This is a genomic window from Pseudomonas sp. 10S4 (assembly GCF_034344865.1).
Taxonomy (GTDB): Bacteria; Pseudomonadota; Gammaproteobacteria; order Pseudomonadales; family Pseudomonadaceae; genus Aquipseudomonas.
In genome coordinates this window covers 3,775,908-3,797,130 of sequence record NZ_CP133774.1, presented here as the reverse complement: position 1 = coordinate 3,797,130, position 21,223 = coordinate 3,775,908, and the positions used below count along the sequence as shown (strand labels likewise).

Annotated in this window: 13 protein-coding genes and 2 pseudogenes; 7 read left to right on the top strand and 8 right to left on the bottom strand. The window is 60.5% G+C overall.

Translation table 11 applies throughout. The features are described from left to right. Nucleotides 1–30: 30 nt before the first annotated feature. Nucleotides 31–882 carry a glycine betaine ABC transporter substrate-binding protein gene (locus RHM58_RS17725; protein WP_201194927.1) on the bottom strand — a complete coding sequence of 284 codons (852 nt, stop codon included), beginning with the start codon at nt 880–882 and terminating at the stop codon, nt 31–33. Nucleotides 883–1,169: 287 nt separating this feature from the next. On the opposite strand from RHM58_RS17725, the gene RHM58_RS17720 reads away from it, so the two are divergent. Then, nucleotides 1,170–2,765 carry a beta (1-6) glucans synthase gene (locus tag RHM58_RS17720; RefSeq protein WP_322267800.1) on the top strand — a complete coding sequence of 532 codons (1,596 nt, stop codon included), beginning with the start codon at nt 1,170–1,172 and terminating at the stop codon, nt 2,763–2,765. A 109-nt stretch (nt 2,766–2,874) separates the two neighbouring features. Here the strand turns inward: RHM58_RS17720 and RHM58_RS17715 are convergent, their stop codons facing one another. Beyond that, nucleotides 2,875–3,243, bottom strand: a complete 369-nt coding sequence (locus RHM58_RS17715; RefSeq protein WP_322267799.1) for a hypothetical protein — start codon at nt 3,241–3,243, stop codon at nt 2,875–2,877. A gap of 224 nt (nt 3,244–3,467) precedes the next feature. Between RHM58_RS17715 and RHM58_RS17710 the strand changes: the two genes are divergently transcribed. Beyond that, nucleotides 3,468–4,766, top strand: a complete 1,299-nt coding sequence (locus tag RHM58_RS17710; protein WP_201201870.1) for a serine/threonine protein kinase — start codon at nt 3,468–3,470, stop codon at nt 4,764–4,766. After that, nucleotides 4,759–5,547, top strand: a complete 789-nt coding sequence (locus RHM58_RS17705) for a VacJ family lipoprotein (RefSeq protein WP_201201869.1) — start codon at nt 4,759–4,761, stop codon at nt 5,545–5,547. The genes RHM58_RS17710 and RHM58_RS17705 overlap by 8 nt, the downstream gene beginning before the upstream one ends. A 214-nt stretch (nt 5,548–5,761) precedes the next feature. Here RHM58_RS17705 and RHM58_RS17700 read toward each other — a convergent pair whose 3' ends face one another. The 5 genes and pseudogenes from RHM58_RS17700 to RHM58_RS17675 all read right to left on the bottom strand — a co-directional run bounded on the left by RHM58_RS17700 (nt 5,762) and on the right by RHM58_RS17675 (nt 15,661). Next, a complete protein-coding gene (locus tag RHM58_RS17700; RefSeq protein ID WP_322267798.1) occupies nt 5,762–6,676 on the bottom strand; it encodes a DUF808 domain-containing protein in 915 nt (304 codons plus the stop codon). A 69-nt stretch (nt 6,677–6,745) separates the two neighbouring features. After that, nucleotides 6,746–8,154: pseudogene (locus tag RHM58_RS17695) on the bottom strand (efflux transporter outer membrane subunit). A gap of 168 nt (nt 8,155–8,322) precedes the next feature. Beyond that, nucleotides 8,323–11,444: pseudogene (locus RHM58_RS17690) on the bottom strand (efflux RND transporter permease subunit). Then, entirely contained in the window at nt 11,434–14,514 is a 3,081-nt protein-coding gene (locus tag RHM58_RS17680; protein ID WP_322267796.1) for an efflux RND transporter permease subunit, read from the bottom strand. Before RHM58_RS17680 ends, RHM58_RS17690 begins: the two are co-directional and overlap by 11 nt. 13 nt (nt 14,515–14,527) lie before the next feature. After that, nucleotides 14,528–15,661 (bottom strand): efflux RND transporter periplasmic adaptor subunit, encoded by a 1,134-nt coding sequence (locus RHM58_RS17675; RefSeq protein WP_201256250.1) that lies wholly within the window; start codon nt 15,659–15,661, stop codon nt 14,528–14,530. Between the two features lie 258 nt (nt 15,662–15,919). On the opposite strand from RHM58_RS17675, the gene RHM58_RS17670 reads away from it, so the two are divergent. Beyond that, a complete protein-coding gene (locus tag RHM58_RS17670) occupies nt 15,920–16,525 on the top strand; it encodes a TetR/AcrR family transcriptional regulator (protein WP_201201861.1) in 606 nt (201 codons plus the stop codon). Between the two features lie 136 nt (nt 16,526–16,661). Here RHM58_RS17670 and RHM58_RS17665 read toward each other — a convergent pair whose 3' ends face one another. Further along, nucleotides 16,662–17,102, bottom strand: coding sequence for a GlcG/HbpS family heme-binding protein (locus RHM58_RS17665; RefSeq protein ID WP_201194945.1), 441 nt, complete (start codon nt 17,100–17,102; stop codon nt 16,662–16,664). Between the two features lie 268 nt (nt 17,103–17,370). On the opposite strand from RHM58_RS17665, the gene gcl reads away from it, so the two are divergent. From gcl to RHM58_RS17650, 3 genes are all read left to right on the top strand, one after another. Further along, on the top strand, nt 17,371–19,146 hold the full coding sequence (gene gcl / locus RHM58_RS17660; protein WP_322267795.1) for a glyoxylate carboligase: 1,776 nt from the start codon (nt 17,371–17,373) through the stop codon (nt 19,144–19,146). Between the two features lie 138 nt (nt 19,147–19,284). Next, a complete protein-coding gene (hyi, locus tag RHM58_RS17655; RefSeq protein ID WP_054049422.1) occupies nt 19,285–20,067 on the top strand; it encodes a hydroxypyruvate isomerase in 783 nt (260 codons plus the stop codon). A 209-nt stretch (nt 20,068–20,276) separates the two neighbouring features. After that, entirely contained in the window at nt 20,277–21,170 is an 894-nt protein-coding gene (locus RHM58_RS17650; RefSeq protein ID WP_322267794.1) for a 2-hydroxy-3-oxopropionate reductase, read from the top strand. Nucleotides 21,171–21,223 lie beyond the last annotated feature (53 nt).

The window sequence follows — 21,223 nt, the reverse complement described above, 5'->3', positions numbered from 1 at the left end:
GAAGGTACTGACTAGACGCTTGCGCTCAAATCACTTGATCCATTCAGCCACGCGATCCGGGTGTTTGGCCACCCAATCCTTGGCTGCAACTTCAGGTTTGGCACCATCCTGAATCGCCAACATGACTTCGCCGATTTCGTCTTTTGAAGCCCACTGGAAGTTTTTCAGGAACTTGGCCACTTCCGGTGCTTTAGTTGCCAGTTCTTTGCTACCGATGCTGTTCACGGTTTCAGCCGCGCCGTACACGCCTTTCGGGTCGTCGAGGAAGCGCAGTTTCCACTTGGCGAACATCCAGTGCGGCACCCAACCGGTGACGGCGATGGATTCGTTTTTCTTCTCGGCACGGGTCAGCTCGGCAATCATGCCGGCGCCGGAACTGGCCTTGAGGGTGTAATTGGTCAGGCCGTAATCCTTGATCGCCTGATCAGTCTTGAGCATCACGCCTGAACCGGCGTCGATGCCGACGATACGACCTTTGAAGCTGTCATCGGTTTTCAGGTCGTCGATGGACTTGGCCTTGACGTACTCCGGCACGATCAAGCCGATTTTTGCATCCTTGAAGTTCGGGCCGTAATCGACGACCTGATCCTTGTTCTTGGCCCAGTATTCACCGTGGGTCACGGGCAGCCAGGCGGACAGCATGGCATCGAGTTTACCGGTGGCCACACCCTGCCACATGATCCCGGTGGCGACGGCTTGAAGCTTCACGTCATAACCGAGTTTCTGCTTGATCACTTCAGCCGCGACATGGGTGGTCGCGACACTGTCGGACCAACCGTCGACGTAGCCGATGCTCAGGGTTTTGCTCTCGGCATTCGCAAATGTGGAGCCAATCGCAAGTACCAGAGCGGCACTGGCGCCTAAAAGTCGTCGCATCTTCATCGTTACTTCCCCGAAAGTGCTGCGCCCGACGGATGCCGAGCGGCGTCAACGTATTGTTATGGTGCACAGCGCCCCCATCACGCCTCACCGCAAACTCGTTCGATCATCAGCGGAGTACTGATACTTCGATAATCAACCTCGCGACAACAGCGACCTGCTCTGCCAGCGACCTCAAGGCATCGAGAAACGACATCAGAACGCCATTAATCGCGACCGCTGCAAATGCCCCGCCCGATCCGCCCGAACTTTGCATGTCTAAATCATGCAGGCCACCTAGCGCGGGACAAATGCAGGTAACATGCGCGCCTTTGCTCCCAGACGGCCTGATCATGCCCGCGACATCACGCTTTCCTTTCTTTGCTTATCTCTTCGCCTGCCTGCTGGGGCTGTTTGCTCTCGGCGGCTTCTGGTACGGCCTCGGTAAACCGGTGATCCTGCCGGACGTCGCCAGTGCTTCGCACAAGCTGCAATGCGCCTCCTACACCCCATTCGACAAAGACCAGTCGCCATTCGATCAGCCGTTCAAGCTGCGCCCCGAGCGCATGGACGCCGACCTCGCGCTGTTGGCCACCCGCTTCGAATGCATCCGCACCTATTCCATGACCGGCCTCGAGGCCCTGCCTGACCTGGCGCGCAAGCACGGCTTGAAGCTGATGATCGGCGCCTGGGTCAACAGCAACCCGGTGGACACCGCCAAGGAAGTCGACCTGCTGATCGCCTCGGCCAATGCCAACCCGGACGTGGTGACCTCGGTGATCGTCGGCAACGAAGCCTTGCTGCGCAAGGAAGTCACCGGCGCGCAGTTGGCGACACTGATTAATAAAGTCAAAAGCCAGATCAAGCAGCCCGTCACTTACGCCGACGTCTGGGAATTCTGGCTTAAACACCCGGAAGTCGCGCCAGCGGTGGATTTCCTGACCATCCATTTGCTGCCGTACTGGGAAGATGATCCATCGAACATCGACGCCGCGCTGCAGCATGTGGCTGAGGTCCGCCAGGTGTTCGGCAACAAGTTCGCACCCAAGGATGTCCTGATTGGCGAAACCGGCTGGCCGAGCGAAGGCCGCCAGCGTGAAACCGCCCTGCCGAGCCGGGTCAACGAGGCCAAGTTCATTCGTGGGTTTGTCGCCATAGCCGAGCAACAAGGCTGGCACTACAACCTGATCGAAGCCTTTGACCAGCCGTGGAAACGCGCCAGTGAAGGAGCAGTCGGTGGTTATTGGGGCCTATTCGATGCCGATCGCCAGGACAAGGGCGTACTGGCCGGTCCAGTGACGAACGTGCCGTACTGGTCGCAATGGCTGGCGGTGGGCGGTTTGATATTCCTCGGCACGTTGCTGCTGGGCGGTCGGGTTCGCAGCACACGTTCGGCGTTGATTCTGCCGCTGCTAGGCGCACTGGCCGCCTGCTCGATCGGCGCTTGGGGCGACCTGGCGCGTGTGACCACCCGATTCGCCAGTGAATGGCTGTGGGTTGGCCTGCTGACGGCGTTGAATCTGTTGGTGCTGGCCCATGCCGCGCTGACCTTGAGTGCTCGCACCGGATGGCGTGAACGCGCGTTCAACGTGCTGGAACGTCGGGCCGGCTGGCTTCTGGCGGCGGCAGGCTTTGCGGCGGCGGTGATGATGCTGGAACTGGTGTTCGACCCGCGTTATCGCAGCTTCCCGAGTGTCGCGTTCATCCTGCCGGCGCTGGTGTATCTGTGCCGTCCGGTGAATGTGCCGCGTCGGGAGATTGCCTTGCTGACCTTCATCATCGGTGCCGGCATTGCGCCGCAGCTATTCCGTGAAGGGTTGCAGAACCAGCAGGCCTGGGGTTGGGCGCTGGTGAGTGTGTTGATGGTTGCCGCGTTGTGGCGCAGTTTACGGGTTCGCAAAGGCTGATCTTCAGCGCTGCTGCCGGCCTCTTCGCGGGCAAGCCTCGCTCCTACGGGTCGAACACGATGATTGTGATTGATCCGTAGGAGCGAGGCTTGCCCGCGAAGACTGACTATCAGGCGCTACGAGAACCCCGAACCAACCGCAACCCCGCAATCACCACCGCAAACACCGCCAGCGTCGTGTTGTACAACGCCAGTGCCGGGAACCCCAGCACCAGCGCCAACACCGCCAGCCACCAACCTGCCCGGCCCGGTACGACAAAACCGATGACTGCCGCGGCCACTGCGCCCCAACCCAGGACTGCGAAGTGAATCATCAGCCCAAGGTTCGACCGAACCTGGCATTCCCAGCGACTCGCCTCATCCACGCAGAGGCCGACCCACCGCGCATCCTCCATGAAGCCATAACGCGCGCCATAACTGGCGGCCAGCCATAACGGCAGCAAAACAAGCAGCAGAATCACGGGCAGACGGCGGGACATGAAGCACTCCAATAAACGAAAACGGCGGCCAGCTTAATCTCCCGGCAGCCGTGTGCAAGCGTTAACAACAGTTAACTAGGCAGCCAATCACTGCAAAGTGTATCGTCCGGCTACCATTACTCCGAAATCAGGCCTGATTGGTGCCGATCCATGGCACTTTGACGCCGCCCCCGTGGTCATAGCCTGCGAACTTCATTCGGCACCTTTCTCTAAGGGATTTAGTCATGCTCCGTTCCTTGCGCTTCGCCGCCTTGTTTGGCGGCCTTATTTTGAGTGCGTCCGCACTGGCGGTCGACATTGACGCCGCCAGCTATGGCTACCCTTTGACCAACCCGTTCGAAGCGACCATTGCAACAACACCGCCGGAGTTACGCCCGGAGTTGCCCTCCAACGAGGACATCAATCAGCAGGACCGCAGTGTCCGATTGCGCCCGGAGCGTGAATTCAGCCTGCCGGACAATTTCTGGCCGGTGAAAAAACTCACCTACCGCATCGCCACCCAGGATCACGCCGCCCCACTGATTTTCCTGATCGCCGGTACCGGTGCGCGCTATGACAGCAGCCTCAACGAATACCTGAAAAAGCTCTACTACAAGGCCGGCTATCACGTGGTGCAACTGTCGTCGCCGACCAGCTTTGACTTCATGAGCGCCGCTTCTCGCTTCGCCACGCCCGGTATCACCAAGGAAGACGCCGAAGACATGTACCGGGTGATGCAGGCCGTACGGGCGCAAAACCCGAAAACGCCGGTCACCGAGTACTTCCTGACCGGTTACAGCCTGGGCGCTCTGGATGCCGCCTTCGTCGCGCACCTGGACGAAACCCGCCGCAGCTTCAACTTCAAGAAAGTCCTGCTGCTGAACCCACCGGTCAACCTCTACACCTCGATCACCAACCTGGACAAGCTGGTCCAGACCGAGGTCAAGGGCATCAACAACAGCACCACCTTCTATGAACTGGTGCTGAACAAACTGACCCGCTACTTCCAGCAGAAAGGCTACATCGACCTCAACGATGCCCTGCTCTATGACTTCCAGCAGTCCAAGCAGCACCTGACCAACGAACAGATGGCCATGCTGATCGGTACCTCGTTCCGCTTCTCGGCGGCCGACATTGCCTTCACCTCGGACCTGATCAACCGCCGTGGCCTGATCACCCCGCCGAAATACCCGATCACCGAAGGCACCAGCCTCACGCCGTTCCTCAAGCGTGCGCTGCAATGCGACTTCGACTGCTACATCACCGAACAGGTCATTCCGATGTGGCGCGCCCGCACCGACGGCGGCAGCCTGCTGCAACTGATCGACCAGGTCAGCTTGTATGCACTGAAGGACTATCTGCATGACAGCCCGAAAATCTCGGTCATGCACAACGCCGACGACGTGATCCTCGGCCCTGGCGACCTGGGTTTCCTGCGCAAGACATTCGGTGATCGCTTGACCGTTTACCCACTGGGCGGCCACTGCGGCAACCTTAACTATCGCGTCAACAGCGACGCCATGCTGGAGTTCTTCCGTGGCTAAATATCTCCTGCTTTTCGCAGCGTTACTCTGTGCAGGCGTCGCCCAAGCCGACAACAGCAAAGCCAACGCACCGGTCGTTATCGACAACGATGGCTTCAAGGAACCGCTGAGCAAACTCAAGTTCAACCCGGGGCTGGATCAACGCGAATTCGAACGCTCGACGCTCAACGCACTGGCGGTCTATGACCCGCTGGAAGAGTGGAACCGCCGGGTTTACCACTTCAACTACCGCTTCGACCAATGGGTGTTCCTGCCCGTGGTCGACGGTTATCGCTACATCACCCCGAGCTTCCTGCGCACCGGCGTGAGCAACTTCTTCAATAACCTGGGTGACGTGCCGAACCTGTTCAACAGTCTGTTGCAGCTCAAGGGTCATCGCTCGTTGGAGACAACCGGGCGACTGCTGCTCAACACCACGATCGGCGTCGCCGGCCTCTGGGACCCGGCCACCGCCATGGGCTTGCCGCGCCAAAGCGAAGACTTCGGCCAGACGCTGGGCTTCTACGGCGTACCGGGCGGCGCCTACTTCGTCCTGCCGATCCTCGGCCCGTCCAACCTGCGCGACACCGCAGGCCTGGCCGTCGACTACACCGGAGAATCGGCGATCAACTTCCTGAACGTCTCCAAAGTCAGCGAAAACCACCCGGAAATCTGGGTCCTGCGCGGTATCGACAAGCGCTACCAGACCAGCTTCCGCTACGGCCAGTTGAACTCGCCGTTCGAGTACGAGAAGGTGCGTTACGTCTACACCGAGTCCCGCAAGTTGCAGATCGCCGAGTAACTCTGGCGGCACAAAATCTGACGGCAACAAAAAAGGCCATTCGATGCGAATCGAATGGCCTTTTCATTTCCGGCCACACCACAAACCCAATGTGGGAGCGGGCTTGCTCGCGAAAGCGGCTTCACATTCAACAGAGATGTTGACTGACACACCGCTTTCGCGAGCAAGCCCGCTCCCACATTTGATTGTGGTGGTCTCTGGAAATAATCAGGCTTTAGCCTTTCACGGATTTCCAGATTTTGCTGGCGGCCATAACACCCACCAACACCACCGCCCCCGCCACAATCCCCGCCACCGCATTCAGCAACGCCGGCACAATAAACCCTGCCCCACCCGCACTCGCGCCGACACTTTCAATCCAGTGATGCACCACCGGCACGCCGTGGGTCAGGATCCCGCCGCCGACCAAAAACATCGCAGCGGTACCAATCACCGACAGGCTTTTCATCATGTACGGTGCCGCCCGCAGGATCGCCCCGCCGATGCTTTTGGCCATTTGTCCCGGTTTCTGGGTCAGCCACAGGCCGAGATCGTCGAGTTTGACGATGCCCGCCACCAGGCCATAGACGCCGATGGTCATGACGATGGCGATGCCGGACAGCACGATCACTTGCTGGGTCAACGTGGCGTCGGCCACGGTGCCGAGGGTGATGGCGATGATTTCCGCCGAAAGGATGAAGTCGGTGCGAATCGCGCCTTTGATCTTGTCCTGTTCGTACGCCACCAGATCGGTCGCCGGATCAGCCACGGCTTCGACCAATTGGGCATGCCCGGCGTCATCTTCAGCCTTGCTGTGGAGAAACTTGTGGGCCAGTTTTTCGAACCCTTCGAAGCACAGGTACGCACCGCCGACCATCAACAACGGCGTGACCAGCCACGGTACGAACGCGCTGATGGCCAGCGCCGAGGGCACCAAAATCAGTTTGTTGCGAAACGAGCCCTTGGCCACGGCCCAAACCACCGGGATTTCCCGTTCGGCGCGTACGCCGCTGACCTGCTGGGCATTGAGCGCCAAGTCATCGCCGAGCACGCCGGCGGTTTTCTTCGCGGCCATTTTGGTCATCAACGCTACATCATCGAGTACGGCGGCAATATCGTCGATCAGCACCAGCAAACTGCTTCCTGCCATGGGTCAGGCTTCCCTACATAAAAAAGTGCGCGAAGCATAACGCGCGCGATGCAGGGGAAGCGAGGCGCCTCAGTGATCCGCGGGCATTTGCCAGCCGCCGCCAAGGCTCTGGAACAGCGCAACGCTGCCCTGACTGAGCAACCCTTGGGTGTCGCGCCAGTTCTGTTCGGCTTGCAGCAACACCAACTGCTGGGTCAGCACCGCTTGCTGACTGACAATACCCGCGCGTTGTTGCGCCTCCTGGCTGCCGAACAACTGCTGATTGCGCTGATACATCTGTTCAAAGGCCTGGGCCTGGGTGTGCAGATGATTGATCGCCGACAGATTGTCCTCGACGTTTTGCAGGGCACTGAGCACTGTCCCCCGATAGTTGGCCACATCCTGATCGTAGCTGGCCTGGGCCTGTTGTTTCGCCGCCTCCCGCGCGCCGCCGTCGAAAATGGTTTCGGCCAGCGCCGGGCCGAGGGTCCAGATGCGGTTAGGCACGGAGAACAATCCCCCAGCGCGGTGCCGCGATAGCCGGCTTCGGCAGTCAGGTCCAGCGTCGGGAAAAACGCCGCTTCGGCGACACCGATTTTCGCGTTCGCCGCCGCCGCCACGCGCTCGGCAGACACCACATCCGGGCGTCGTTGCAACAGGCTTGATGGCAGGGTTCGCGGCGGCATTGGCAGCACAAAATTGTAGCTGTCCACGGCGGGCAGATTGAACTGCGCCGGTGCCACACCCACCAGCACCGCCAGTGCATGTTCGGCCTGTTCTCGCGAGCGCTGTGAGGTTTGCAGGTCGGCAATTACCGTGGCCAACTGGTCCTGAGCCACCAGTAACTGGTCGTTGGTTGCCGTGCCCTGGACCGTTTGCGCTTGAATCATCTCCAGCAACTGTTGATTGATGGTCTGCTGTTTCTGCAACAGGTCGACATCCATGTCCAGTTGCCGCAATCCCAGGTAGTTGGTAGCCACGCTGGCATCGATGGACAGGCGCACCCCGGCCAGCAACGCATCGGACGACTGCAGCGAGGCCTGGCTCGACTCGATGCCTCGTCGCACCAGCCCCCACAAATCCGGCTCCCAACTGGCGCTCAGGGTGGCGCTGACCGATTGCGAAACGCCGGCGCTACCGCCACTGCTGCTGACGCCAGTGGTCGTCGTGCTGGAACTGGAACTGCTGCCGCCCACACCCCGCGTCCCGGAAAGCCCGACCCCCACTGTCGGCCACAACCCGGCGCGACTCGACGCCACTTGCGCCTGCGCCAGGCGATACGCGGCTTCAGCGGCGATGATCGACTGGTTGGCCTTGGCCGAACGGGCGATCAGGTCGTTCAGGACCGGATCCTGATAGGCCAGCCACCACTGGCTGTCCAGCGCACCCTGCGGATTGGCCTCCGCCCGCTGCCATTGACTGCCTTCCTTGAAGGTCATCGGCAGCTCGATGGCTGGCTTGTGGTAATCGGGGCCGACCATGCAACCGCTCAGCGCCATACTGAAAACACCCGCCAGAATGAACACCACAATCCCCTGCGGGAGCGAGCTTGCTCGCGATAGCGGCTGAACATTCAACATAGATGTCGACTGATTTGGCGCCTTCGCGAGCAAGCTCGCTCCCACAGGGTTTTCGACAGTTTCTACGAGGGATGCATGAAGCTTCATTTATTGCTCCTTGCGGCGCAGGCGCTGGGACGCCCGGTCGAGCCAGAGGTAAATCACCGGAGTGGTGTAGAGCGTCAGCAACTGGCTGAACACCAATCCGCCAATAATCGAAATCCCCAAGGGCCGGCGCAATTCGGAGCCATAGCCGATGCCCAGCACCAGCGGCAATGCGCCGAGAATCGCCGCCAGGGTGGTCATCATGATCGGCCGAAAACGGATCAGGCACGCACGGCGAATCGCTTCCTTGGCGCTCAGGCCGGACTCCCGGCGCTCGGTGATGGCGAAGTCGATCATCATGATCGCGTTTTTCTTGACGATACCAATCAGCAAAATCACCCCCACCAGCGCAATGATCGACAGTTCGGTACCGGTCAGCAGTAATGCAATCAGCGCACCGACCCCGGCGGACGGCAGGGTCGAGAGGATCGTCAACGGGTGCACCAGGCTCTCGTAAAGCATGCCCAGCACGACATACACCGACAGCAGCGCCGCGACGATCAGCAACGGCTCATTGGCCACCGACGACTGGAACACCTGCGCCGTGCCGGCGAACTGGCCAACGATGCTTGCTGGCATTCGCAACTGCGCCACGGCGTTCTCCACCAGCGCCGTCGCCTGACCGATGGACACGCCGGAGACGAGGTTGAACGAGGCCGTGACCGCCGGAAAGGTGCCCTGATGGCTGATGGAAATCGCCGTGCGGCCCACCGAATAGTCGGCAATCGCCGACAGCGGGACCAACTGTTGCTTGGCGGTGGCACTGAGGTTAGGCGCCGCCGCACTGCCTTTGGTAGTGGCGGCGGCCTTGCCGACGGGCACATAAATCCCCTTGAGCGCCGCCGGGTCGGACCAGTACGGCGGCGCCACTTCCATCACCACGTGATACTGGTTGGCCGAGCGGTAGATAGTCGAGACCTGACGTTGGCCGAAAGCGTCGTACAACGTCTGATCGATGGCCGACATGCTCACCCCCAAACGCGCAGCCGCGTCGCGATTGACGATCACGCTGGCCATTAGACTGTTGTCCTGCTGATCGGTGTTGATGTCAGTCAGTTGGGGCAAGGTGTGCAGCACCGCCACCACCTTGGGCACCCATTCGTCGAGGGTGCTCTGGTCATCAGCGGTCATGGTGTATTGATACTGCGCCCCGCTCTGTCGGCCGCCTACGGTGATGTCCTGGGCCGACTGTAAATACAGGCGGGTGCCGGGCATGTCGCCGAGGGTTTTGCGCACCTGGGCCATGACCTGATCGGCGCTGTCCTTGCGGTCAGACAGGGATTTGAGGGTGATGAACAACTGCGCACTGTTGACCGCCCCGCCAATCCCCCCGCCACCGCCGACAAACCCGCCGACCGTCTCGACATTCGGATTGCTCAGGACCTTGCGGTTGATGTCGCTGAAGTTCGACTGAATCGCACCGAACGAAATACTCTGGGAAGCAATGATGCTGCCGGACATGCGCCCGGTGTCTTCCTGTGGGAAGAAACCCTTGGGTACCAGCACATACAGCACACACGCCAGCACGATCACCAGCAAAGTGGTCAGGCCCATCAGAAACGAATGCTCGATCACCCAGCCGAGGGTGCGGTCATAGAAGCGATGGAAGCGCGAATCCGGGTGATCACTGTCGCTGGCGGCCTGCTCTTTAGTACGCAGCAGTACACTGGACAGCATCGGCGTCACCGTCAGCGAAACCACCATCGAAATAACGATGGCCACCGACAGCGAAATCGAGAACTCGCGAAACAACCGCCCGACAATCCCGCCCATCAGCAGCAACGGAATGAACACCGCCACCAGCGAGACGCTGATGGTCATCACGGTGAACCCGACTTCCCGCGCGCCGGCCAGTGCCGCCTGCATCCGGCTTTCGCCCTTCTCCAGGTGACGCATGATGTTCTCGACGACCACGATGGCATCGTCCACCACAAAGCCTGTGGAAATGGTCAGCGCCATCAGCGACAAGTTGTTCAGGCTGTAGCCCAGAAAATACATCGCGCCAAACGTGCCGAGCAGCGACAGCGGCACCACGATGGCCGGCACCAGCGTGCTGCGCCAGTCGCGGAAAAACGCGAAAGTCACCAACGTGACCAAGGCAATCGAGATCATCAGCGTCAACTCGACATCCCGTAGCGACGCCCGGATGGTGGTGGTGCGGTCCATCAGGGTGTTGATCTTGATCGACGACGGAATCGAACTCTGGAGAAACGGCAGCTCAGCCTTCACCGCATCCACGGTGTCGATGACGTTGGCCCCCGGTTGCTTGAACACGACCAGCAGCACCGCCGGTTTGCCGTTGGACAGACCGAAGTTGCGCAGGTCCTCGACATCCTCGGTGACATCGCCCAAGTCCGAGATACGCACCAGATCGCCGTTGCTTTGCTTGACCACCAACGGCCCGTAGTCCGCGCCTTGGTAAAGCATGTCGTTGGCTTTCAGGCCGTAAGACTGATCGCCCACCGACACCGTGCCCTTGGGCAGGTTGACGTTGGCCGCCTGAATCACCTGACGCACCTGCTCCAGGCTGACGCCGTAGCGATTGAGCCGGTCCGGATTGAGATCAATCCGCACCGCCGGCAAAGACGCGCCCCCACCGTCACATCGCCGACCCCGGTAGTCTGCAGCAAACGCTGCTCCAGCAAGGTCGAGGCCACGTCATACATTTGCCCGCGGGTGGCGCTGTCGGAGGTCAGGCTGAGGATCAGGATCGGCGAGTCGGCCGGGTTGACCTTGCGGTAGGTCGGGTTGCCGGACAAGTCGCTGGGCAAGCTGCTGCGCGCAGCGTTGATCGCCGCTTGAACATCCCGGGCGGCGCCGTCGATGTCACGATTAAGGTCAAATTGCAGGGTGATGCGTGTCGCCCCCAGCGAACTGGACGACGTCATCTCGGTGACCCCGGCGATTTGCCCGAACTGGCGTTCCAGTGGCGTGGCTACCGACGACGCCACGGTACTCGGGTCTGCTCCCGGCAATGATGCGCGCACACTGATGGTCGGGAAATCCACCTGCGGCAGCGGCGCCACCGGCAACAGATTGAACGCCAGCACACCAAACAGCGCCAACCCGACTGCCAGCAATGTGGTGGCAATAGGACGCTGGATAAAGGGCGCGCTAAGGTTCATCGCGATAGGCCTCGACCACCGGCTGGCGCCGACTGAAACGCCGCTCCAGACTGTGCATGGCGAGGAAAATCACCGGCGTGGAAAACAGCGTCAGCAATTGGCTCAGCAGCAGCCCGCCAATGATCGCGATCCCCAGTGGATGGCGCAGTTCAGAGCCGATCCCGGTGCCCAGCGCCAAAGGCACCGCACCAAACAGCGAGGCCATGCTGGTCATCAGGATCGGTCGAAACCGTAACTCGGCGGCCTGACGAATCGCCGCCACCGGGTCCAGCCCGCCCTCGCGCTCCAGTTCCAGGGCGAAGTCGACCATCATGATGCCGTTCTTCATCACGATCCCGATCAGCAACACAATGCCGATCAGGCCGATGATGTCGAACTGCGTGCCGGTGATCAGCAACGCCAGCAACGCCCCCAGTGCAGCGGACAGCAAGGTCGAGAGAATCGTTATCGGGTGCACGAAACTCTCGTAGAGAATCCCCAGCATCAGGTACACCACGACGACAGCGGCCAGCACCAGAAACACCTGGTTGGACAGCGACGCCTCAAAGGTTGCCGCCGCCCCTTCCAGGTTTGCCTGCACCGACAGCGGCAGCCCGGCCTGGGCTTCGATGTCCTTGAGCCGGGTGACGGCAGCGCCGAGGGTCTGGCCGGGGGCCAGGTTGAACGAGACATCGGCATAGGGGAATTGCCCCAGGCGATTGATGGTGACCGGCGTGCGGATCACTTGCATGGTCGCCATGCTCGACAGTGGCGCCACGCCGCCGGACGGGATGTCCACGTACAGTCCGGTCAGCAAGTCCGCCAGATTGCGTGGCGGATGATCGGTGGCAATCACCACGTGATACTGGTTGAGCTGGGTGTAGATGGTCGAGACCTGACGCTGGCCGAAGGCGTCGTACAGCACGTCGTCGATGGCCTGCGGCGTGACGCCCAAGCGCGACGCGGTGGCGCGGTCGAAGTTGAGCTGGAGCTGATTGCCGAACTGCATCGCCTGGCTTTGCACATCGGTGAACATCGGGTCCTGCTTGATCGCCGCCAGCAGTTTGGTGGTCCACTGCTCCAGCTCGTCAGGATCGGTGGCCTGCAAGCCCAGGCGATAACTGGTGGTCGATACCGTGGCATCGAGGGTCAGGTCCTGCACGCTATGCAGGTACAAGCGAATCCCGGCGTCGTCGGCATTGGCGTCGGAGAGCCGGCGAATCACCGCTGCACTGTTGTCACGATCGCCGTGGGGCTTGAGGTTGATCAGCAGGTTGCCCTGGTTGATCGTCGGGTTGGTTTGATCGATGCCGACGAAGGATGACAGGCTCGCCACCGCCGGGTCCTTCAAAATCCGCGCCGCCAACCGTTGTTGTTCAACCTGCATCTGCTGGAAGGAGATGGTCGGTGACGCCTGGGAAATACCCTGGATCAGCCCGGTGTCCTGCTCGGGAAAGAAGCCCTTTGGCATGATCACAATGATCAGCAGGGTCAGCACCGCAGTGATCACCACGGAGATCAACGTCAGGCCCCGATGCACCAGCACCCAGTCCAGGCCTTTGACGTAATAGCCGTTGATGCGGTCGAAGAAATCGACCCGGCGCTCTTCCTTTTTATGCTTGAGCATCCGCGAACACATCATCGGCGTCAGCGTCAGGGAAATCAGCGCCGAGATGACGATGGTCACCGCCACCGTCATGGCGAATTCGCGAAACAGCCGTCCCACCACATCCCCCATGAATAGCAGCGGAATCATCACCGCGATCAACGCTATCGACAGCGAAATAATGGTGAAACCGATCTGCTCCGAGCCCTTGAGCGCGGCTTCCATCGGCGAGTCGCCGGCCTCGATGTAGCGCGTGATGTTTTCGATCATGACGATGGCGTCATCGACCACAAAACCGATGGCAATGGTCAGCGCCATCAGCGTCAGGTTGTTCAGCGAAAATCCAAACCCATAGGCCACCGCCAAAGTGCCGATCAGCGTCAGCGGCACGGTCACGGCTGGAATGATCGTCGCGGGTAAATTGCGCAGGAACAGGAAAATCACGATTACCACCAGCAGCACCGCTACGCCCAGTTCGTACTGCACGTCGGTGACCGAAGCGCGGATGGTTTGCGTGCGGTCAGTGAGTACGGCGACCTTGAGGGTGGCCGGCAAACTGGCGCGCAGTTTGGGCAACAGTTGCTGCACCCGGTCGACGACGTCGATCACGTTGGCACCGGGCTGGCGCTGAATATTAAGGACAATCGATGGCGTGCTGTCGGTCCAGGCCGCCTGACGCGGGTTTTCCGGACCCTGGGTCGAGCTGGCGATCTGCGACAAGCGAATGGGCGCCCCGTTTTTGTAGGCGATCACCAGATCACGGTATTCCTCGGCCGACTGCAACTGGTCGTTGCTGCCGATGGAGTAGGCCTGGTACTTGCCGTCGATGTTGCCCTTGGCCTGGTTGACGTTGGCGGTGCCCAGCGAGGTGCGCAGGTCGTCGATGGACAACCCCAGATTATTCAGCGCCGAGGTGTTGGCCTCGACCCGCACCGCCGGGCGCTGGCCGCCGCTGATGGTGACCAGGCCAACCCCGGTGATCTGCGAAATTTTCTGCGCCAGACGGGTGTCGGCCAGGTCTTCGACCTTGGTCAGCGGCAGCACGTCAGAGGTCAGCGATAGCGTCAGCACCGGGGCATCGGCCGGGTTGACCTTGCTGTAGACCGGCGGATACGGCAGGTTGGCCGGTAGGAAAGTCCCGGCAGCGTTGATCGCGGCTTGCACTTCCTGTTCGGCGACATCCAGCGACAGCGACAAATCGAATTGCAGGGTCACCACCGACGCGCCGTCGGAACTGGTGGAGTTCATCGACTTGAGGCCCGGCATCTCGCCGAGCTGACGTTCCAGCGGCGCGGTGATCGACGAACTGATCACCTCCGGGCTCGCGCCGGGATACTGGGTGAAAACCTGAATCGTCGGATAATCCACTTCCGGCAGCGCCGAAACCGACAGCAGGTGATAACCGAGCATGCCCAGCAACAGCACGGCCACCATCAGTAATGTGGTGGCCACCGGGCGTTCGATAAAGGGCCGCGAGACGTTCATGACTGGCCATCCCTCACTGCGTGACGACCTTCACAGCAGAACCGTCATCCAGTTTGTCCGCGCCCTCGGTGACCACCTGCTCGCCCTGTTTCACGCCATTGTCGAGAATCGCCGAAACATCGCCCGTGGCCGGCCCGGTCTTGACGTTACGCAGGCTGACCTTGTTGCCGGGATCGACCACCACAAACACGAAATCGCCCTTGCTGCCGTGCTGAATCGCCCGGGTCGGCACCACCGTGATTTGCGTCAGGGTGTCGGCCTTGAGCCGGGCGTTGACGAACTGATTGGGAAACAGCGCCTTGCCCGAGTCATCGAACTGCGCCTTGACCTTGATCGTACCGGTGCTGGTATCGACCTGATTGTCCAGCGCCAGCAGGCTGCCGGTGCCCAACAGGTTGTGCTTGTTACGGTCGTAGGCCAGTACCGTCACCGCGCCTTTGGCCATGGCCTGATTGATCGCCCCCAGGTCATCTTCTGGCACGGCGAAGACCACGGTCGCCGGGGTCATCTGGGTAATCACCGCAATACCGGTGGTGCTCGCGGTGGTGACGTAATTGCCGGGATCGACCTGGCGCAAACCGACCACACCATCGACCGGTGAGGTGATGGTGCAATAACTCAACTGCACTTCCAGGTTCTGCACACTGCCCTGATCGGAGGCGACCGTGCCTTGCAGCTGCTGTACCAGAGAGGCCTGGGTGTCGAGTGTTTGCTGGGTGGTGGAGCCGACCTTGATCAGCTCACGATAGCGCGCCAGGTCCCGCACTGCGTTGCTCAACAACGCCTGATCATGCATGAGCGTGCCCTTGGCTACCGCCAGTTGCGCCTTGAGCGCGCGGTCGTCGATACGGGCGATGACCTGTCCCTTGTGCACCTGCTGGCCTTCCTTGAACTCGACCGAGCTGAGAATCCCATCGACCTGAGTGATCACCGTCACACTGCGGGTCGGCGTGACCGTGCCCAAGGCATCGATGTACACCGGCACGTCCTGCAACTTGACGGCCGCCGCCGCAACGGGCTCGGCGGGAGGCGGCGGTTTAACCTTGTGGCGCCCTTGCACCAGGAAATACCAAAGCGCGACCGCCAGCAGCACCAGCAGGAGTACCCCGACTGCCAGGCCGATTTTGCTTCGTCTGCTTTTCTCCACAGTGTTCACTCGAACAGGCCGACAGTGATGCGCGGCGATTGAAAGTGAAGCCCGGCCACTCAAGATCAATAGTGCCAATGGCTGATCGCTGCCTTGAACTCTAGCAGTGGGTCGGCGGTTCACCCGAACATCCGCAAACTTGTTCAGCGTACCGACAGAGATTGTCAGTAACCGTTCGGTTACAGGCATTCTTGAGCGCCGCGCGAGGCCGGTGCTACCATGCGCAACCGCCAGAACAGGCAAGGAACCCCCTGGTTTATGAGCACTATCCGCGAGCGCAACAAAGAACTGATCCTGCGTGCCGCCAGTGAAGAATTTGCCGACAAGGGCTTCGCTGCGACCAAAACCAGTGATATCGCAGCCAAGGCCGGATTGCCCAAGCCCAACGTCTACTACTACTTCAAATCCAAGGAAAACCTCTACCGCGAGGTCCTGGAAAGCATCATCGAGCCGATCCTGCAGGCCTCGACGCCCTTCAACGCCGATGGCGTGCCCAGCGAAGTGCTGAGCGGCTACATCCGCTCCAAGATCCGCATCTCCCGCGATCTGCCCTTCGCCTCCAAGGTGTTCGCCAGCGAAATCATGCACGGCGCCCCACACCTGAGCGCCGACCTGGTCGAACGACTCAACGGCCAGGCCAAACACAACATCGACTGCATCCAGACCTGGATCGACCGCGGCCAGATCGCCGCCATCGACCCCAACCACCTGATGTTCAGCATCTGGGCCGCGACCCAGACCTATGCCGACTTTGACTGGCAGATCTCGGCGGTGACCGGTAAAGCGAAGCTGGACGAGGCGGATTACGAAGCGGCGGCGCAGACGATTATTCGGTTGGTGCTCAAGGGGTGTGAGCCGGACTGAAAGACCGCGGCGCGGCTATTCGCGAGCAAGCCCGCTCCCACAGTGGATTGGCGGTGTTTACACATGTTGTGTCCACCACAGGCCCAATGTGGGAGCGGGCTTGCTCGCGAAAGCGGTAGATCAATCAACAAAAATGTCAGGCAGTAACCCCAGCATCCGCCCGCAACCCCTGCGCCTCAATCGCGCTGATCGCGCACTGTTCATCCACATCCGACAGATCGCCGCTGATGCCTACCGCTCCCAGCACATTCCCGTCCTGATCCCGAATCAATACACCGCCCGGTGCCGGCACGACGCTGCCCTGCCCCAGGCTATTCAATGCAGCAATAAACGCCGGGCGTTGCTGGGCATCCAGTGCCAGCAGCCGCGAGCCTTTGCCCAGCGCAATCGCACCCCAGGCTTTGCCGATGGCGATTTGCGGGCGCAGCAGGCTGGCGCCGTCTTCTCGCTGTAGAGAAAGAAGATGCCCGCCGGCATCCAATACAGCGATGGTCAGCGGAGCTGCGCAGATTGCACGCCCTGCGGCGATGGCCTGACTGGTCAGGCTGACTGCGACTTTCAAGGTTAAAGCGCTCATGGTGCCGTCCTCATTTTGTTTTTGGGAAAGCCGTTGGACTGCTACGTAATGCCGCAGTCCGATGCAACAAATAGAACACAATAGATTATTTATTTGTATACAATAATTCTCGAAAAGCGCCACATGCGACGAAAAGCCACAGCAGAACGGGCTTCCGACGAATGAAACAGTCGCTTGAGAAAATGGATTGACCTGCGCCGTCCGCCGTGAATACACTCTGCGCAAAGCCACTTGTATACAATTACAAAACGTAAGAGGCACCAAAACCATGAGCAAAATGAGAGCAATCGAAGCCGCCGTTCTGGTGATGCGCCGCGAAGGGGTTGATACCGCTTTTGGCATCCCGGGCGCCGCGATCAACCCGCTGTACTCCGCCTTGCAGAAGGTCGGTGGCATCGATCACGTCCTCGCACGCCATGTTGAAGGCGCTTCGCACATGGCCGAGGGCTACACCCGCACCAAGGCTGGCAACATCGGCGTGTGCATCGGCACTTCCGGCCCGGCGGGCACTGACATGGTCACCGGGCTTTACAGCGCCTCGGCCGACTCGGTGCCGATCCTGTGCATCACCGGCCAGGCACCACGGGCCCGTATGCATAAGGAAGACTTCCAGGCCGTCGACATCACGGCCATCGTCAAGCCAGTGACCAAGTGGTCGACCACCGTCATGGAACCGGGCCAAGTGCCTTACGCGTTCCAGAAAGCTTTCTACGAAATGCGCTCCGGTCGTCCAGGCCCAGTGCTGATCGACCTGCCGTTCGACGTGCAGATGGCTGAAATCGAATTCGACATCGATGCCTACGAACCACTGCCACTGGCCAAGCCCACCGCTAACCGCGTGCAAATCGAGAAGGCCCTGGCCATGCTCGATCAGGCTGAGCGCCCATTGCTGGTCGCCGGTGGCGGCATCATCAACGCCGACGCCAGCGAGTTGCTGGTGGAGTTTGCCGAGTTGACCGGCATTCCAGTGATCCCGACCCTGATGGGCTGGGGCACCATCCCGGACGATCACCCATTGATGGTCGGCATGGTTGGCTTGCAAACTTCGCACCGTTACGGCAACGCAACAATGCTGAAATCGGACGTGGTATTGGGCGTCGGTAACCGTTGGGCCAACCGCCACACCGGCTCGATCGACGTTTACACCGAAGGCCGCAAGTTCATTCACGTTGACATCGAACCGACGCAAATCGGCCGCGTGTTCACCCCGGACCTGGGCATCGTTTCCGACGCCGCTGCCGCGCTGACCGTGTTCATCGAAGTCGCTCGTGAATGGCAAGCTGCTGGCAAGCTGAAAAACCGCAGCGCCTGGCTGCAAGATTGCCAGCAGCGCAAAGCCAGCCTGCATCGCAAGACTCACTTCGACAACGTGCCGGTCAAGCCGCAGCGCGTGTATGAAGAGATGAACCAGGTGTTCGGCAAAGACACCTGCTACGTCAGCACCATCGGTCTGTCGCAGATTGCCGGCGCGCAGTTCCTGCACGTCTACAAACCGCGTCACTGGATCAACTGCGGCCAGGCCGGCCCGTTGGGCTGGACCATTCCGGCAGCGCTGGGCGTGGTCAAGGCTGATCCGACCCGCAAGGTTGTGGCATTGTCGGGCGACTACGACTTCCAGTTCATGATCGAAGAATTGGCGGTGGGCGCGCAGTTCAAACTGCCGTACATCCACGTGGTGGTGAACAACTCGTACCTGGGGCTGATCCGTCAGGCCCAGCGCGGTTTCGACATGGACTACTGCGTGCAGCTGTCCTTCGATAACCTCAACGCTCCGGAACTCAACGGTTACGGTGTTGACCACGTCGCAGTTGCCGAAGGCCTCGGTTGCAAGGCACTGCGAGTGTTCGAGCCGGCTCAGATCCAGCCTGCCCTGCGCAAGGCTCAGGAACTGATGGAAGAGTTCAAGGTGCCGGTGATCGTCGAGATTATCCTGGAGCGCGTGACCAACATTTCCATGGGCACCGAGATCAACGCGGTCAACGAATTCGAAGACCTGGCGTTGGTCGGTAACGATGCGCCGACCGCGATTTCGCTGCTCGATTAACTGCTGATCGTTCCCACTGTGGGAGCGGGCTTGCTCGCGAAGGCGTCGGCACAGTCAACATTGATGTCGCCTGATATACCGCTTTCGCGAGCAAGCCCGCTCCCACAGGGGGCCCTCACACACATACGGGAGACCACCATGCCGCGTTTCGCAGCCAACCTGTCCATGCTGTTCACCGAACAGGATTTTCTTGCCCGTTTTGAAGCGGCCGCCAAGGCCGGTTTCAGTGGTGTCGAATACCTGTTCCCTTACGACTTCAGCTCCGCCGAGATCAAGGCCAAGCTCGACGCCAACGGTCTGACTCAGGTGCTGTTCAACCTGCCGGCCGGTGACTGGGCCAAGGGCGAACGCGGTATCGCGTGCCTGCCGGATCGGGTCGAAGAGTTCCGCGCCGGGGTCGACCTGGCAATCGCTTACGCCAAAGTGCTGGGCAACACCCAGATCAACTGCCTGGCCGGGATTCGTCCACAAAACGTCGATGACGCCACCGTGGAAAAAACCTTCGTCAGCAACCTCAAGTACGCGGCCGACAAGCTGCAAGCGGCGGGTATCAAACTGGTGATGGAAGCGATCAACACTCGCGACATCCCGGGTTTCTACCTGAACAACACCGCGCAAGCCCTGTCGATTCGCGAACAGGTCGGCAGCGCCAACCTGTTCCTGCAATACGACATCTACCACATGCAAATCATGGAAGGCGACCTGGCCCGCACCCTGCAATCGCACCTGGGCGAGATCAACCACGTGCAGTTGGCGGACAACCCAGGGCGCAATGAACCGGGCACCGGTGAAATCAACTACCGCTTCCTGTTCGAACACTTGGACCGCATTGGTTATCAGGGTTGGGTTGGTTGTGAATACAAGCCGCTGACCACCACTGAAGCGGGTCTGGGCTGGTTGAAAACCCATAACGCAATTTGACACGGAACCTGTGGGAGCGAGCTTGTGTGGCGAGGGGCTTGCCCCCGTTCGGCTGCGAAGCAGTCGCAAAACCTGCACATGTGTTCTATCTGACTGACCGCAAAAACACATTTGGGGCCGCTTCGCGACCCAACGGGGGCAAGCCCCCTCGCCACAAAGAGCTCATCGGTCCAGAGCCGGGAGCCAAACAAAAACAAGAGGATTTTCTCATGGCTAAAATCGGATTTATCGGCACCGGCATCATGGGCCACCCAATGGCGTTGAACCTGCAGAAAGCCGGTCACAGCCTGTTCCTGTCGGCGCACCACGACCCCGCCCCGGCTGACCTGGTTGCCGGTGGCGCCATCGCCTTGGCCAACCCGAAAGAAGTCGCCCAGGAAGCCGAATTCATCATCATCATGGTGCCGGATACCCCGCAGGTCGAAGACGTGCTGTTCCGCGCTGACGGCATCGCCGCCGGTGTTGGCAAAGGCAAAGTGGTGATCGACATGAGCTCGATCTCGCCAACCGCTACCAAAGCTTTCGCCGCCAAGATCAACGAAAAAGGCGCCCAGTACCTCGACGCGCCAGTGTCCGGCGGTGAAGTGGGCGCCAAGGCTGCGAGCCTGAGCATCATGATCGGCGGCGATGCCGATGCCTTCGAACGCGCCTTGCCGCTGTTCCAGGCCATGGGCAAGAACATCACCCTGGTCGGTGGCAATGGCGACGGTCAAACCGCGAAAGTGGCGAACCAGATCATCGTTGCGCTGAACATCCAGGCTGTCGCTGAAGCCCTGCTGTTCGCCTCGAAAAACGGTGCCGATCCAGCCAAGGTTCGTGAAGCGCTGATGGGCGGTTTTGCTTCGTCGAAGATCCTCGAAGTGCACGGTGATCGCATGATCAAAGGCACCTTCGACCCAGGCTTCCGCATCAGCCTGCACCAGAAGGACCTGAACCTGGCCCTGCAAGGTGCCCGCGAACTGAACATCAACCTGCCGAACACCGCCAACGCCCAGCAAGTGTTCAGCACCTGCGCGGCCATCGGTGGCAGCAACTGGGATCACTCGGCGCTGATCAAAGGCCTGGAACACATGGCGAATTTCTCGATTCGCGATAAGAAGTAAGCCTTACCCCCCGCTCCCCTGTAGGAGCGACCTGTGGTGAGGGGGCTTGTCGG